Annotated in this window: 10 protein-coding genes; 6 read left to right on the top strand and 4 right to left on the bottom strand. The window is 64.2% G+C overall.

The window, feature by feature from the left end:
* Window positions 1–863 precede the first annotated feature (863 nt).
* Window positions 864–2,240: a PIN domain-containing protein gene (locus tag ACFWPA_RS16565; protein ID WP_378509352.1), complete on the top strand. Its 1,377-nt coding sequence runs from the start codon at window positions 864–866 to the stop codon at window positions 2,238–2,240.
* 142 nt (window positions 2,241–2,382) lie between these two features.
* Here ACFWPA_RS16565 and ACFWPA_RS16570 read toward each other — a convergent pair whose 3' ends face one another.
* Complete coding sequence (locus ACFWPA_RS16570; RefSeq protein ID WP_378509353.1) at window positions 2,383–5,319, bottom strand: hypothetical protein; 2,937 nt, start codon at window positions 5,317–5,319, stop codon at window positions 2,383–2,385.
* A 61-nt stretch (window positions 5,320–5,380) separates the two neighbouring features.
* Here ACFWPA_RS16570 and ACFWPA_RS16575 point away from each other — a divergent pair, with 61 nt between their 5' ends.
* Window positions 5,381–5,656: a helix-turn-helix domain-containing protein gene (locus ACFWPA_RS16575; protein WP_378509354.1), complete on the top strand. Its 276-nt coding sequence runs from the start codon at window positions 5,381–5,383 to the stop codon at window positions 5,654–5,656.
* A 339-nt stretch (window positions 5,657–5,995) separates the two neighbouring features.
* Here ACFWPA_RS16575 and ACFWPA_RS16580 read toward each other — a convergent pair whose 3' ends face one another.
* Entirely contained in the window at window positions 5,996–6,844 is an 849-nt protein-coding gene (locus ACFWPA_RS16580; protein WP_378508980.1) for a hypothetical protein, read from the bottom strand.
* Window positions 6,845–6,886: 42 nt separating this feature from the next.
* Window positions 6,887–7,207, bottom strand: coding sequence for a hypothetical protein (locus ACFWPA_RS16585; protein ID WP_378508979.1), 321 nt, complete (start codon window positions 7,205–7,207; stop codon window positions 6,887–6,889).
* A 571-nt stretch (window positions 7,208–7,778) separates the two neighbouring features.
* Between ACFWPA_RS16585 and ACFWPA_RS16590 the strand changes: the two genes are divergently transcribed.
* Both ACFWPA_RS16590 and ACFWPA_RS16595 read left to right on the top strand, forming a co-directional pair.
* Window positions 7,779–9,008 (top strand): sigma-70 family RNA polymerase sigma factor, encoded by a 1,230-nt coding sequence (locus ACFWPA_RS16590; protein ID WP_378508978.1) that lies wholly within the window; start codon window positions 7,779–7,781, stop codon window positions 9,006–9,008.
* 130 nt (window positions 9,009–9,138) lie between these two features.
* Window positions 9,139–9,813, top strand: a complete 675-nt coding sequence (locus ACFWPA_RS16595; protein WP_378508977.1) for a hypothetical protein — start codon at window positions 9,139–9,141, stop codon at window positions 9,811–9,813.
* Between the two features lie 60 nt (window positions 9,814–9,873).
* Here the strand turns inward: ACFWPA_RS16595 and ACFWPA_RS16600 are convergent, their stop codons facing one another.
* On the bottom strand, window positions 9,874–10,242 hold the full coding sequence (locus ACFWPA_RS16600; RefSeq protein ID WP_378508976.1) for a hypothetical protein: 369 nt from the start codon (window positions 10,240–10,242) through the stop codon (window positions 9,874–9,876).
* A gap of 692 nt (window positions 10,243–10,934) precedes the next feature.
* On the opposite strand from ACFWPA_RS16600, the gene ACFWPA_RS16605 reads away from it, so the two are divergent.
* Entirely contained in the window at window positions 10,935–11,765 is an 831-nt protein-coding gene (locus ACFWPA_RS16605; protein WP_378508975.1) for a hypothetical protein, read from the top strand.
* Window positions 11,765–12,697 (top strand): hypothetical protein, encoded by a 933-nt coding sequence (locus tag ACFWPA_RS16610; protein WP_378508974.1) that lies wholly within the window; start codon window positions 11,765–11,767, stop codon window positions 12,695–12,697. Before ACFWPA_RS16605 ends, ACFWPA_RS16610 begins: the two co-directional genes overlap by 1 nt.
* Window positions 12,698–12,770: the final 73 nt, after the last annotated feature.

Genomic DNA, 12,770 nt, shown 5'->3' on the forward strand with positions numbered 1-12,770 from the left:
GCGGTATTCGGTAGAGAGAGATTGATTGATTGAAGGGTGTTCACCTATGACGGGCCGTTCTGGGCTGCATGCAGATTGGATTTGCTGACCCGTTGGTAGTCACACATAAGAAGGGCTCCAGATCACACCAAATCTGGATGAGTTCCAGAGACGGATTACGCGTCGCTCACGGCCCTGAACCGCTAGGTCGAACCCGTCGAGCACCTGACAACGGCAGGCTCTCGCGTCACTCGGGTGTGTACCGCAGATCGCCGTTGAACATGCAGCTCAACGAGGCGCATCCGAAGCTCGTCCACAGCAGGACCGCCGCCGCAGGTTGCCTTCGGTAGAGGCGGGACGCCAGGCGCTCTTGGGAACTCGTCGCGACCGCAACAGGGTGAATGCCCGGGAGTCGCCGCCGCACGAGTAGGTCGGCATGGCAGAGTCCGCGTTCGGCATCCGGCAGGCGCGGCCGTCGAGCGTGCGGCTCCGGCCATGACACCCCCCGTTCCAAGATGGGCCTCAATCGAGCTTCCTCACTGTAGGGGTTCGATGTCCCGAACTGACTACGGCAGGCCGAGATCGGAGAGCCGCCCCTGTGGGGGAGGGGAGAGCTGGCTGTGGCTTGGCTTGCTCGGCCGCTGCTGGACGGACGGCGCAGAGGAGAAGCGGCGGAGGTCGCGACCAATGAGGGAGCGATTGGGCGGTGGGAGGGAGGGTGATGGAGAGTCTGACGGGCTCATCCTCGATCACCGTTCGATATGCCGAAGGTCGTCGTGGCCGTCAAGCACCCGTTCAGGGTGTCGGCGATCAGGATCACGCCAACAAGGGCCCTATTTCGGACCCGGTCAGGTCAGCTCGTTGGCAACAGGCAAACTGTCCGGGTGAGTAAGTCGATCGTCGTCCTCGACACCAACATCCTGGCCCGCATCCCATACCTGAATACCGACGAGTGGACCGGCCTTTACGCACATGTCGGCGAGTGGAAGCTCCACTTTGTCGTGCCCGAGGTTGTGGTCATGGAAACAGTGAATGTTGTCCGCAGACTTTGGCGGCCTGATAGAAATCGGCTAGCCAACCTAAAGGACTGGTTCATCGAACTCGACAAGCACAAGGAGTTCGAGTCGCTACTTGCCGCAGATGACGCTCGCCACGAAGGATACGAAGCGGTACTCGGAAGTCGGCTTGCAGAGCTAGGGATAGAGATTGCACCTCTGCCAGCCACCATCGACCATATGGACATCGCACGCAGGGCATCCATGGGTCGGGCGCCATACGCCCGCATCGGGAAAGCAGATGAGGGCAGAACGAAGGATGGGTATCGTGACACTCTGATATGGCTAACCGTGCTCGCCGTGGCTGGCAGGCATCCGGAGTGCGATGTCTGGTTTGTTAGCGACAACTACTCGGATTTCGGGGCTAAGAACGAGACGAAGGATCAACGGGACACGCTGGACTACCCGCTCGCTTGGCATTCGGAGTTGGCGGAAGAGCTTGACCGGAGCGGTTTGAGGGATCGTGTGTTCTACGCGCGTGGTCTGAGCCGACTGGAGCAGCATCTCCTTTCGAAGTTTGCGCCGCTTTCGGATGCGGAACGTGATGAGCTGTGGGCAGCCGTCGAGCGGAGTGAACTGGATCGGCGCCTGATGCTCGCTCTATTCGAGGCGTCAGTCGACCCGCGCTCGGCGGCTCTTCCGTTGGACACGGTGTCCGCTACGGTGATTGGCTGTGTTCGAGCGGCTAATGCCATTCGTTTCAGTGAGGCTGCGCGTCGAGCAGCCGGCGCATGGACTGCGCGGTTCAACTGCGAAATCGATGCCACCGTTGAGATCACAAGTATGGCTGGGGATGTCGCGGAGGAGTCGAAGCCGCTCGTGGTGTCTGGTCGCATCTATGTCAACGCTGACAACCAGGTGGCGGAGCTGACGATCGAGGCCATCGAGGCTGCCGCTGACGATCCACAGCGGCGAGCGTGGGTGAGAGCAGATGCTGCCGCAAATGCTGGACTGAGTCCGGCTATCTACCGTTCGATAATCGACGGAATGAAGATCAATCCAGACTTCCAGGTGGCGCTCGAGAACCTCAAGTTCACTCCGTCGCCTGACTTCCGGGTGGCGCTCGAGAACCTCAAGTTCACTCCGTCGCCTGACTTCCGGGTGGCGCTCGAGAACCTCAAGTTCACTCCGCCCGATCGCATCAAGTTCGCCGACGGGCCGCAGCAGAAGGATGCGGAAGGTGACGAACCCAAACTTGACGAGTGATGCGACTGCAAAGACCCTTGCCATAGCACTGGCTACCGAGACTTCGTCCCGGTAGCCAGCCTCGGAAGGCTCATCGCCTTACGAACGCTCTGGGCCAGCTAGCGCGTCGGCGGCGACATGAGGCTTTCGGATGTTCCGCCGGCTACCAACTCGTGGGAAAGTGTCCGTCGACCCAGCCAAGATCTGTGAGGTCCTCCCACAGCCACGACAATGCGAGCCTGGTCGCTGGCGTGGCGCTGTGCATGTCGAAGCGGCCAGAGTGAGTGGAGAAATTGGGCGCGAAGGCTTCGTACGGAGGGTATGCCTCGACGTAGGCTCTGAATGAGCTGTAGAGCGTGTCGCGGTCATCGTCGATCTCTTTGATCCGTGCTTCGTCGTTCAATGTCAGCGACACTGTGTTGACCCCGGGGCGACGTCCGTCCGGGCTCGGGGTGCCAGTCGGTTTGAGTAACCACCGGATCCCGGGCTCGCTCGGTCCGGGATACTCGAACGGGCTGCGTTCGCGGGTCGGGTCGTGGTAGACGTTTCCGTAAAACTCCGCTGGCATGAGACCGCGGTGTCCGAGGGTGTCTCCGAATCGGGGCGTCACGATCTCGGCGAGCTCGAGATAGCAGGCCATCGCCGCGGTGATGACCTGCTGCACACGGTCGAGCATCCGCTCAGGTGTGAAGGACCACCACGGCGTCGCGTACTTCGGTGCGATGTCGCCCTCCGGGTACAGGGGCGCAATTGCCTCGGGATCGGCTTCGAGTTGTCCGGGCAATGCGAACTGTGCACTTCTGATTCTGACCCCGTCGTGCACCTCGCGCTGGACAACGCCGGGTTGCTGCTGACCGATTCGTAGAGCAATCCCGAGGAATCGCTTCGCCACGTCGTGAGCGAGGTGGTCGCGCGAGATTTCCCATACCCAGTTCAGCCCGGTAGGGATCGCGTGGCTGCGCGAGACGCGCGAGCGGTTCATCGGCAGGTCTCCTGAAATCACCGAAGGAAGAACGTCGTTCGTCCCAGCATCGGAGACCATCCAGCTGACGGCGACCTTGGAGTAGTCGATATTGACCGCCACGGTGACCTCGTCGAGGTCCTGGGCTTCGGCGGCCGAGAAGAGGAAAAATGCCTCGGCGAGGGGACCGAGTCCGTCGAGCCACGCCGCGGTGGCAGTACGGAGCCTGTGGCCCACCTCTTCCCAGTCGTCGGGCTCGAAGTCCGGAGCGGTGTGTGAGAGCCCGCCGCTGTGGGTTTCGTTGATCACCCACGATGCGGCACCGGGGTTCCATCGCGCGACCGCCGCCATCACCGGGTCAACTCGGGTGGGCTCCCCCGCGGCGAGGACCATCGCAAGCACATACTTCCAGCGGTCGAAAGCCCGCAGCGATGTCAGCAGCTCGTCGACAGATGCCTCCCCTTCCAGGAGAGCTTTCGCCGCGAACCACTGCTCGTAGATTGCAAGGGAGAAGGCGCATTTCCGCCCCGTAGTCGTCACCAGAGACGATTTCCTGATCTGCACGGCCAAATCGGTTGTGGTGAATCGGGCGGGATCAACAGCCTTGCCGCTGCGGATCGTCTCGACAGCGAGGCGCCGCAGCCCGGTGTACAGATTGTGCCCTTCAGCGGCAACGACGTCCTCGACGACGAGGTCGATCAGTTCGGGAACCCCGGTCGCGCCTTCCACAGCGCTGGCGTGCAAGGCCACCAGAAGGGCGAAGAAGGGGCGTTCAACGGCCTGGTCGAGGTGCCGTCCCAGGCCGCCAATCGGGCGCCCTGCGACCAGTCTCATCAGCCGTTCGGCGCTCGATCTGCTCAACGGCGGAACTGGAACGACGCGCTCGGTGACCTTCTCCTGCGTTCTCGATGTCAGAATGATTCTCGACTTCGGCCATTTGGCGACGAACTCGGAGGCTTGACGGAGGATGGCGGCTGCCTCGTCGGTCCGCTCGTCAAGGCCGTCGATCACCACGTCGGCGCCGAGATCCGCCAGAGCGTCGAGGCCGACTTCATTGACGACGTATTCACTGATCTGCCCGTCAAGGTCCCGGACGGGCACCCATACCGGCACTGGTGCTGTCAGAGTCTTCTTGGCGTCCTCGATGCGGCAGCGCAACCACTCTTCGGCGATGTCGGACTTCCCCGACCCCAGCGCACCGATGAGCAACAGGTAGTCACCGGCGACGAGCTCATCGAGCTGCCGAGGCACGGAAACCCGTTCAGTGAGGGTCCGAGAGACCTGTTCCGGCGAGAGTCCGGCACCGAGTCGCCGATGTTCGAGCCTAGAGCGAGACACCGCGTTCAGGCGGTCAAGGTACTCATCGCGGTCAGCGCTCTCGTAGGGCGTTGTAGCGGCCATGGTGACGTGGGTGTTGTGCACGTGGTGTCCGCCGACGGTGACCGTGTTGCCGCTTCCGACGACGCTGATGTCTCGTGTCGCGGTGCTCCCCGATGGCTGCGGGCCTCCACTACCGCCGGTCGCTCGGTCACGCGCCGGCGACTGCCGACTGCTCGACTCTGCCGGGATGAGTTTCGGCGACAGCGCTGATGGTTCCGGTGGCAGGTCCGGCCGCAGGCCCAACTCTGGAAGGATGTGCAAGGGACGCTCGTGCAGCATACGAAGGAGACGTTGGATGCCGTCGTCGGTGTCGGTGAACTCTTTGACGTAAAACCGGTTGAGCCGGTACAGGTCCGCGGGTAGATCTCCGTCGGACACGCCCGGAAGCATCACGATCAGCGTCTTCTGCTGAAACTCGTGCTGGTTCTTGTTGAACCGTCCCTTGAGGGTGTCCGCCTCCACGACCGCGCCGGCACCGACGATGGGTTCGTTCGTTCCCTCCCAGCGCTGTCTCCACGCCGTGCTGACCGCGACAATTACGAAGTCGCTGTCGCGGACCATCTTCTGACCCCAACGAGTCCAGTCGATCGAACTGTCGTTCTGGTAGTAGAGGTCGATGTGTGCATCAACACCCTTCGCACGCAGACACTCCACAAGGGACCTGACCGCGTTCTCCCACGACTGCTCCTGCTCCGGGTCCCAGTCGGTGTTCTTGTGAGCCCAGCTGACCAGGGCGGTGGGTGGCGTCGGCGAAGTCACCCGGCAACCCTACCGCCAACATGGCGTTGACACCATATGGTTTCAAATACATACTGAGTGTGTGAACGTCGACGCGCCAATCTCGGAAGCCCAGGACCTCAAACGAGTCCACGCCGAAGGACTCGCCGACATCCGTAAGGCCGGCAACCTGACGCAGCAACAAGTCGCCGCATTGCTCGACACTGATCAAGGAACCGTGTCTCGAATCGAGCGCCGCGACGATCTCCTGCTGTCAACGCTCCGGCAATACCTCGCCGCGACCGGTGCCGAACACGCGAAGATCGTCATTGAAAAGGAAGGTGTCGAAATCGTCCTCGATCTCGATACTTTCGCTTGAACCGGCAGAACGATTCTGCACGTCCCCGCGCCACAATGCGACGCGGGGACGAGATTCATTTCCTGACCTGCAGGGCTGCAACTGGGTCGTGAGGGCACTGTAGGAGTCGTGTCGGCACTCACTCAGCAGCATCGCTCCTCGGCAGAGACGATGAAATCGATTGTCCGACGATGAGTTAGCTCTCCGATTCTGAAACAAATGTCATTGTCGCCCTAGCGCCGCGACTCAAGGGAATGTCTGGGCTCAGCGAACGGCATTGGTCGAGCTGGCGCTGCTCCATGCGATGACACTCGATCCCGGTCGGGCGGCGCGGATGCTGCCCGCGGCTCACGCAAACAGTCAGGTCGTCGCGATGAACAGCTCCATCATCGCGAAGGATCGGTCCGCCGGCTTCTCGTGACCGAATATGTGGTCGAGCAGAGCCGGGACCGGAAGCGATTTCGGTATTTCGACGAAGCCGTCACGGACTTTGCCAAGCCGGAAACGCTCACTGATGTCGATACATTCGAGGACCCGTCGGATCTCGCTTCGGTCGGCGACCCACGAAGTCGTCCCCAACGGTGCGAGCACGTCGGCGATGGACACCCAGTCGTTGTAGTACTCGATTGAGTCGCCAATCGCGGACTCGATGTCGCGCATCGTCATGTCCCGTACACGCCGGGTTCTGGTCGGCGGGTTCGCTGGTTGCACCGGGCCGTCGTGGTCGGCCGGTGGTGACGGCAGGAAGTCGCCGAGTGATCCCCACCAGTGGATACGTGCGGCGTCGCGTTGTAGCGACCGTGCCACCGTTCCGAGAGGTTCGCCGATGTCGTTGGTGGCGACAGTGTGCCCGAACTGCTCGGGGTCGTCGGGGCCGGGACCGTACGGGTCGCCGTGATCATCCACCAGCCGACGTGTCCCCAGTGTTCGAGGGTCGTCGCGGTAGCGGTAGACCACACAGAACGCCGAATCGCCGTCGGTCCAGGCATCGAGGACGCCGACGCACCACGCTTCGGATGACGTGTTGAACGTGAGGGTGTGTAGGCAGGCATGTAGCGCGCGGGACGACCAGGAGCCAGTGGTCTGGTCGTAGCGTTCGAGCAGTTGGCGGTGGCGCCGTGTCTTCCGGCGTCGCGTGGGTGAATAGGTGCGACTCGCGCCGTCGCGGTGGGTGAAGAAGTCCTCCGCGATTGCCGTGCCGTCCGCCATCATCCGATCGTATGCGGCGACCGTACCGGTCTCGGGGCGGTGTCAGTCGCCGATGTAGCCGGTGTCGGGGTTGATCTGGTCGAGGAAGTTGCGGATCGACTCGCGGTGCTCGTCCACGGTGATCGGCTCGATGGCCGACGGGGTGTCTGCTCGGTCCTGGATGCTGGCGAAGGCCGTGCCTTGGAAGCTGGAGAATCCGTAGCCGTCATTCGGGCCCGATACCCAGTCGTAGTCGGAAGCGCCGGGTTCTTCTGGGCGCAGGCTGACGGTGAAGATCTCCCCGTCGACTGTGAGTGTGAACGGACTATCGGCAGCGGTCGGGCGCCAGTCTCCTGCAGGTTCGTCGTGTCCACTGCCGGTCATGCAGTGATCGTGTCACATGTGTACAGGGACGGGGTTGCCCCTCGGCCCCACGTTTCACCCACTCGACCGGTGACTGGTTCATTCAGCTCCGATTGTGGGGCGGTGCTCGTCGCTAAGCACAGCCGCGACGTCCCAGTCAGATCCATGAAAGCAGTGCAGGTACGGACCCACGTTGCGGCACCACCCCGATCGAGGGCCGCCCAGGGAAGTGACGATGCCGTCTGCTTCGGCCCCGTCCGGTCGCCGAACGATCAGCGAATCGCTTTGTGGCCCGGCGCCGCTGAGCCGGATCATGCCGCCAAGCACCCCGATCCGGAGACCGGAAATGACAGTCAACGGCAGCGACCGCTTCATCCGTCGGTGATCGCGACAGCGTCTTCAGCAGGTGATGTCACGTCTGTCCGCTTACCGGCGGCCGCGTTTCATCCGCTCAATCTTCGAGATGACGCGGTCCGGGGGCAGCGCCCAGCGCCCGTGCGTCGGGAGCGCCCACTGTGTGGTGTACGTCACGTCGTGCTGATGGAACGAACTTGCGTCGTGTTGTCGTGTCCTAGGTATGACTATCACCGAGATGACTGACGAACCTGACATGCTCGACGACACTGGCACGGAACCCCGCGAGCGTGATCTGGGAGTCGTTCTCGATCCCGGAGACGAGCGCGCCGATCCGGAACGGTACCCGGCCATGTGGAATGCTTCCGCGGGCCTGCTGTTCAAGGCTGTCCTTCGTGCGCAGAACCCGGAGCCACCCGAGTACGTGACGGTGCCTCTGCCGGCATGGAGTGCCGAGCCGCGACTGGAGGTGGCGATCTCGGAGTGGAACATGATGTGGGAGGCCGCTCAGTTCCGCAGACGGATCGCCGGAGCCGGAGGTGATCTGCCTCCAGAGCTCGAGCGGGTCGCCGACCGCGGCGACATCAACGTGGTGTTCGTACCCCGCACCCGCACGCGCTATCACGAATACTCGCCGCTGTTCCATCTCCTTCCGCGCAGGACGGTCGAGCGTCATGGATTGCCGATGCGTGCCCGCGGGCAGTGGCCGTTCCTCGCTGACTGGGTCAGCCCGGACCTCTATCTCCCAACCGACTTCGCCGACCGGTTGTCGCGGGCGTGGGCCGGCACTGTCTGGCGACATCTCATGCCGGCGTCGCCGATGTGGGGATTCGCCAGTGCGGATCCGATCCGCCTGCTCGCGCACAATCTCGACTTCTGGATCCCGCCAGTGACCCAGGTGATGGAGGACGTGCTCCGAGAGTTTCCGATCGTCGAGAACGGAGCACCCATCGGCCCGGCGGTCCTGGAGGACGGGTCAATGCTCATGGGGGCGACGGTGGAGAACCCACGGTGTGGCGGCGAGCTGTGGGCGGGTGAGGAGGAGGCCGACGAGGTCACGCGTAGGACCGTGGAGGTTGCCGATGCTGATGGCCGGCTGCGGGGCATCCTCGATGCTGTGCGGTCGAATCGGGTGGAGGACGACTTCACCTCGTATTGGACTCGAGCTCGGGAGGATTTCGAGCGGAAGCTGTACAACAAGCGGGCGAAGGTCAAGGTCCGCTTTGTGGAGCTGACGGACACCATCCTGGTGCAGGGCCCGGAAACCGAGGTCATCGATCGGACTGTGTACGGGGACTTCCTCACACTCCTCAACGAGCGTGACCGGGAGATCGTCGTCCTGCTGCACAGCGGTATGACGAAGCTGACCGAGGTCGGCGAAACCTTGGGCTACAGCAACCACAGCGCTGTCTCGAAGCGCCTGAACCGGATCCGTGCGCAGGCCGCGAACTACTTCGACCTCGAGTGACCCCGGATACGTCGCACTGGGTGGGAATATCAAAACCCCGGTGACATGCACGAAGTGCAGAGGCCGATCCGGGGTCTTCACAGAAAATCCTACAGTACTTTCCACGAACGGCCACAACGACCGGAGTGAGATGACCAACCGTTCCACCGAGCTGACCCAGAGCCTGGACACCCTGCTCACGCCCGAACGACTCGCCCCGTACAGGGCTGCGACCGGCGGAGACATCGAGCGCGCATTGGATCTGTACGAGTGGAACAGCCGCATCAGTGCGGCGGTGTTCGAAGACCTCGGTCACCTCGAGGTCGCCCTGCGGAACGCCTGCCACCACCAGCTCGACGCGTGGACCAGGCAGCAGGGGGCGGGCCCGTTGTGGTACCTGCACCCAGCATTCAATCGGGCGTCTCAGGACGACATCGCGAAGGCCAGGCAACGAGCGACCCGCGGTGGCCGGACCGAGTTGCCCGGTCGGGTGGTCGCGGAGCTGATGTTCGGGTTCTGGCGGTTCCTGCACGCCAGAGGCTACGAGGCCACTCTGTGGACGCCGTGTCTACGCCTCGCGTATCCCCATCTCCAGCCGCGCCGGCGCCAAAGCGTCTACAGCCGACTCGACCACCTCAACACCCTGCGCAACCGTGTCGCGCACCATGAGCCGATCCACCGAGCACAGATCGGCGGGACGGGGCTCGACCTCGCCGGTTTGCACAGCGAGCTGCTCGAGCTGCTCGGGTGGATTGATCCTCACATCGAGGAGTGGGTGCGCGGCCGGAGCAGAGTGCCCTCGTTGCTTCGCGCCCGGCCGAGCTGACGCGGTGCGTTTACCGCGGCGCAGCGTGTGTTGCGCACCGTGATGCCGTGATGTCGTCGATCATCCACCGTGCGAGGTGAATTCGGCTGCCGAAGCGAGAACGATGTCGCGGACCATGCCAGGGTTCGTTTCGCGCAGAAGTCGCGCCGGCGGCTGATCGCCGAGAGCGGGGTTGCGGCCCTGGAACCAGGCCTGCGCGACAGCGGGAGTGTCCCGGGCTGTGATGAGGCGAGCGGCGGTGAGGGCGACCTGGAGTCGGTCGAGGACGGCGCGGTCGGGAAGCGGGCCCGTGCCGTCTGCCCAACGGCGGACCAGATCCGTGCTGTGGATTCCAGCGAGGTAGGCGACGAGCTTCGCACCGAGTATGGATCGAAGGTCTGCGATTATCTCGCGGACGTCGGCTTCGGGTGTGTGGTTGTTGCCCGCCATGACGATTCGCTCGCTCCGTGGTGGCATATGGGCGTTGTCCCCATCTCGACGCCCATCTACGCAAAGCCCGGCGACGTCGGGGGCCCTCCGCTGGCGCCGTGAACCGTGCCGTCACCACCTGTGGCGGCGCTTCGGGTTGTGCGCTCCGTGTGGGAGCGAGCCCGCACTTTGATTGTAGGCCTACGGTCGCGCGGTGAATGGCGGCAGTTCGGTGACCGGGCTGTGGCGCTTCGAGCGAGGTCCAGGTTCGCCGGACACGCAACCTGGCTGGGGAGTGTTGTGCCGCGTCGATGCGGTCTAGCGTTGTTGTTACGCCACCTAATTCCACCTCCTCGCTTACGCCGCCGCGTAGAGCGAGTGCCGTTGCCTGTACTTGGTGAGGTGGTGTCGATACACGGATACTGAGACGACGAGGGACGCCGAGTTGGAGTCGGTGTCCCTCGCAAGCTGCCAACCATGATCCCGCGTGGATCCAAGTGACTCATGAGGTTGAACGCACTCATGACGATACTCTCTTGTGTCTTGATGCGGCCAGAGCGCCCGCGGTGCCTTGCTCGCCTTCACTGCTGTGGTGATCGGTGATGGCCGCGTATCGACGCCGTACCGATGATCCGGGGTCGATCGCGGCGTGTATCAGGTGTTTTGAACCTCGATCGGTTGATCCGGCGGCGTGGGCGGTGGTGGGTCCGTGGGTGCGCGAGACGGTCGAGTTGTCGGCGCCGACGTTGCACAGTCAGGCCGCGAACGCGCTCAAGGTGCTCTCCCGATTGGCGGTGTGGGCCCTCGATGTCGGCTACGACCTGGACCGAGAGGTTGTCCTGACTCCGGAAGTACTCGAGCGGTATCAGGCGACCGGGATGCGGGAACTCGCTGCGACGTCGCGGTCGACGGAGCTCTCCCGATTGCGGGCCCTCGCGAGGGCGGTGACGCGTCGGGCGCCGTGGCCCGGGCCTAACGAGCGCGGGTCGCGGCAGGGGCTGTCCCCGCCGTACACCGACGCGGAAATCGACGAGTACTGGGAGGCCGCGGCTGCCCAGAACGGGCCGTTTCGGGTGCAGGCGATGCGCGCGGTGCTGGCGTTGACGGTGGGGGTGGGGGCTCGGGCGCGGGAGTTGTTCGCGGTGACGGGGGAGGACGTCGTCGATGTCGAGAGGGTGGCGGCGGTGCGCCTCGGGCCGGCCGGGGCGGAGCGAGTCGTTCCTGTCCGCACCTGGTGGGTCGAGCGAATGCGGCAAGTCGCCGACGGTGCAGGGAAGGGTCCGCTGATCGCGTCGCGGCGTGTGGGTCGGGATCAGGCGTCGGCGCTGGTGGGCTCGTTCGAGTACCCGTCCGGAATCCCTCTGTTGAAGGTGGCGCGGTTGCGGTCGACGTGGCTGACCGGGGTGCTCACCGACTGCGGTGTCGCGGAGATCTTCGCGGCCGCCGGCATTTCCAGCGGGAAAGCGCTGTCGGATCTGGTTCCGTATCTGCCTGCGCCGCAGGTCGGTTCGCTGAACTGGCGGCGCTTGGGAGGGCAGCAGTGATGGCGCCTCGGACCCCGGAGGAGATCATCGAGCTGTACGCCCCGCGCATGCCGGAAGATGAGTGGGAGGCGATCAGGCCGTTCGTCGTTGAGGTGGTTCGGCGAGGGTTCGCGCCGACGCAGGTGGCGCAGGTCGCGATGGGCCGAATCGGGATGGTGACGTCGCTGGTGCGGTGGGCACTCGATCAAGGTTTGCCGCTCGACGTCGAGCAGATCTTCCACCCGGCGACAGTGAACCGGTATGCCGTCACTATCGGCGGTTTGTCGGACGCAACGCGCTGCACGCGACGGTCCACGTTGACTACGCTGTCGCGGCGCATCACGCGGGCAGCTCCGTGGGAGCCACCCCGCGAGGCCCTGCCGTATCCCCGCTCGACGGTGCCGTACTCGGGGAGGCAAGTCTCGCAGCTGTTGTGGTGGGCGCCGCGGCAGCGCAGCGTCGTACGCCGGCAGGGTCTCGCCGCGGCAGTAGCACTTGGCGTCGGTGCGGGGCTGCGTGGTACCGAGATGCTTCGTGTCCGGGCCTCGGACATCCGGCGGCGTGGTGAGCATGTGATCGTTGCCGTGTCGGGGCCGAGAGCACGGCAGGTCCCGGTCCGACCGGCGTATGCCGCCGCGGTGCTTGATGCGGCCAAGCAGGCGGGTGGAGGTCACCTGTTCCGGGATCCGGTGCCCCGGGTCGAGTTCGTGGGGCTTTTGCTGGGGCGATGCGAGGTCCCTGACGGGCTGGAACCGGTGACGGCGTCGCGGCTGCGGTTGACGTGGGAGGTTGCCATGGTGCAGGCCGTTCCGCTGCCGGTGTTCATGAGGATGTCGGGGCTGGCGAACACCACCAGGCTCGCCGCCATTCTTGCTGGCTTTGCGCCGCGGAAGTGGCGGCGGTGGTGGACGAGTGCCGAGCTCGATGCCCTCGCGGAGGCGGTGCCGTGGTGACGAAGCATTCGCGCCCGCGCCACCGCCGGCCTGCGGCGGACCCCCGCCGCGTGCGGCGTTTGCACGAGGTGAG

This window comes from Rhodococcus sp. NPDC058505 (assembly GCF_042720095.1).
Lineage (GTDB): Bacteria > Actinomycetota > Actinomycetes > Mycobacteriales > Mycobacteriaceae > Rhodococcus_G.

What these genes read in the sequence shown, in the direction of transcription:
- ACFWPA_RS16585 (WP_378508979.1), bottom strand. Translation starts at nt 7,207, where the DNA reads ATGACCGGCAGTGGACACGACGAACCTGCAGGAGACTGGCGCCCGACC.
- ACFWPA_RS16590 (WP_378508978.1), top strand. Translation starts at nt 7,779, where the DNA reads ATGACTGACGAACCTGACATGCTCGACGACACTGGCACGGAACCCCGC.
- ACFWPA_RS16580 (WP_378508980.1), bottom strand. Translation starts at nt 6,844, where the DNA reads ATGGCGGACGGCACGGCAATCGCGGAGGACTTCTTCACCCACCGCGAC.
- ACFWPA_RS16600 (WP_378508976.1), bottom strand. Translation starts at nt 10,242, where the DNA reads ATGGCGGGCAACAACCACACACCCGAAGCCGACGTCCGCGAGATAATC.
- ACFWPA_RS16595 (WP_378508977.1), top strand. Translation starts at nt 9,139, where the DNA reads ATGACCAACCGTTCCACCGAGCTGACCCAGAGCCTGGACACCCTGCTC.
- ACFWPA_RS16610 (WP_378508974.1), top strand. Translation starts at nt 11,765, where the DNA reads ATGGCGCCTCGGACCCCGGAGGAGATCATCGAGCTGTACGCCCCGCGC.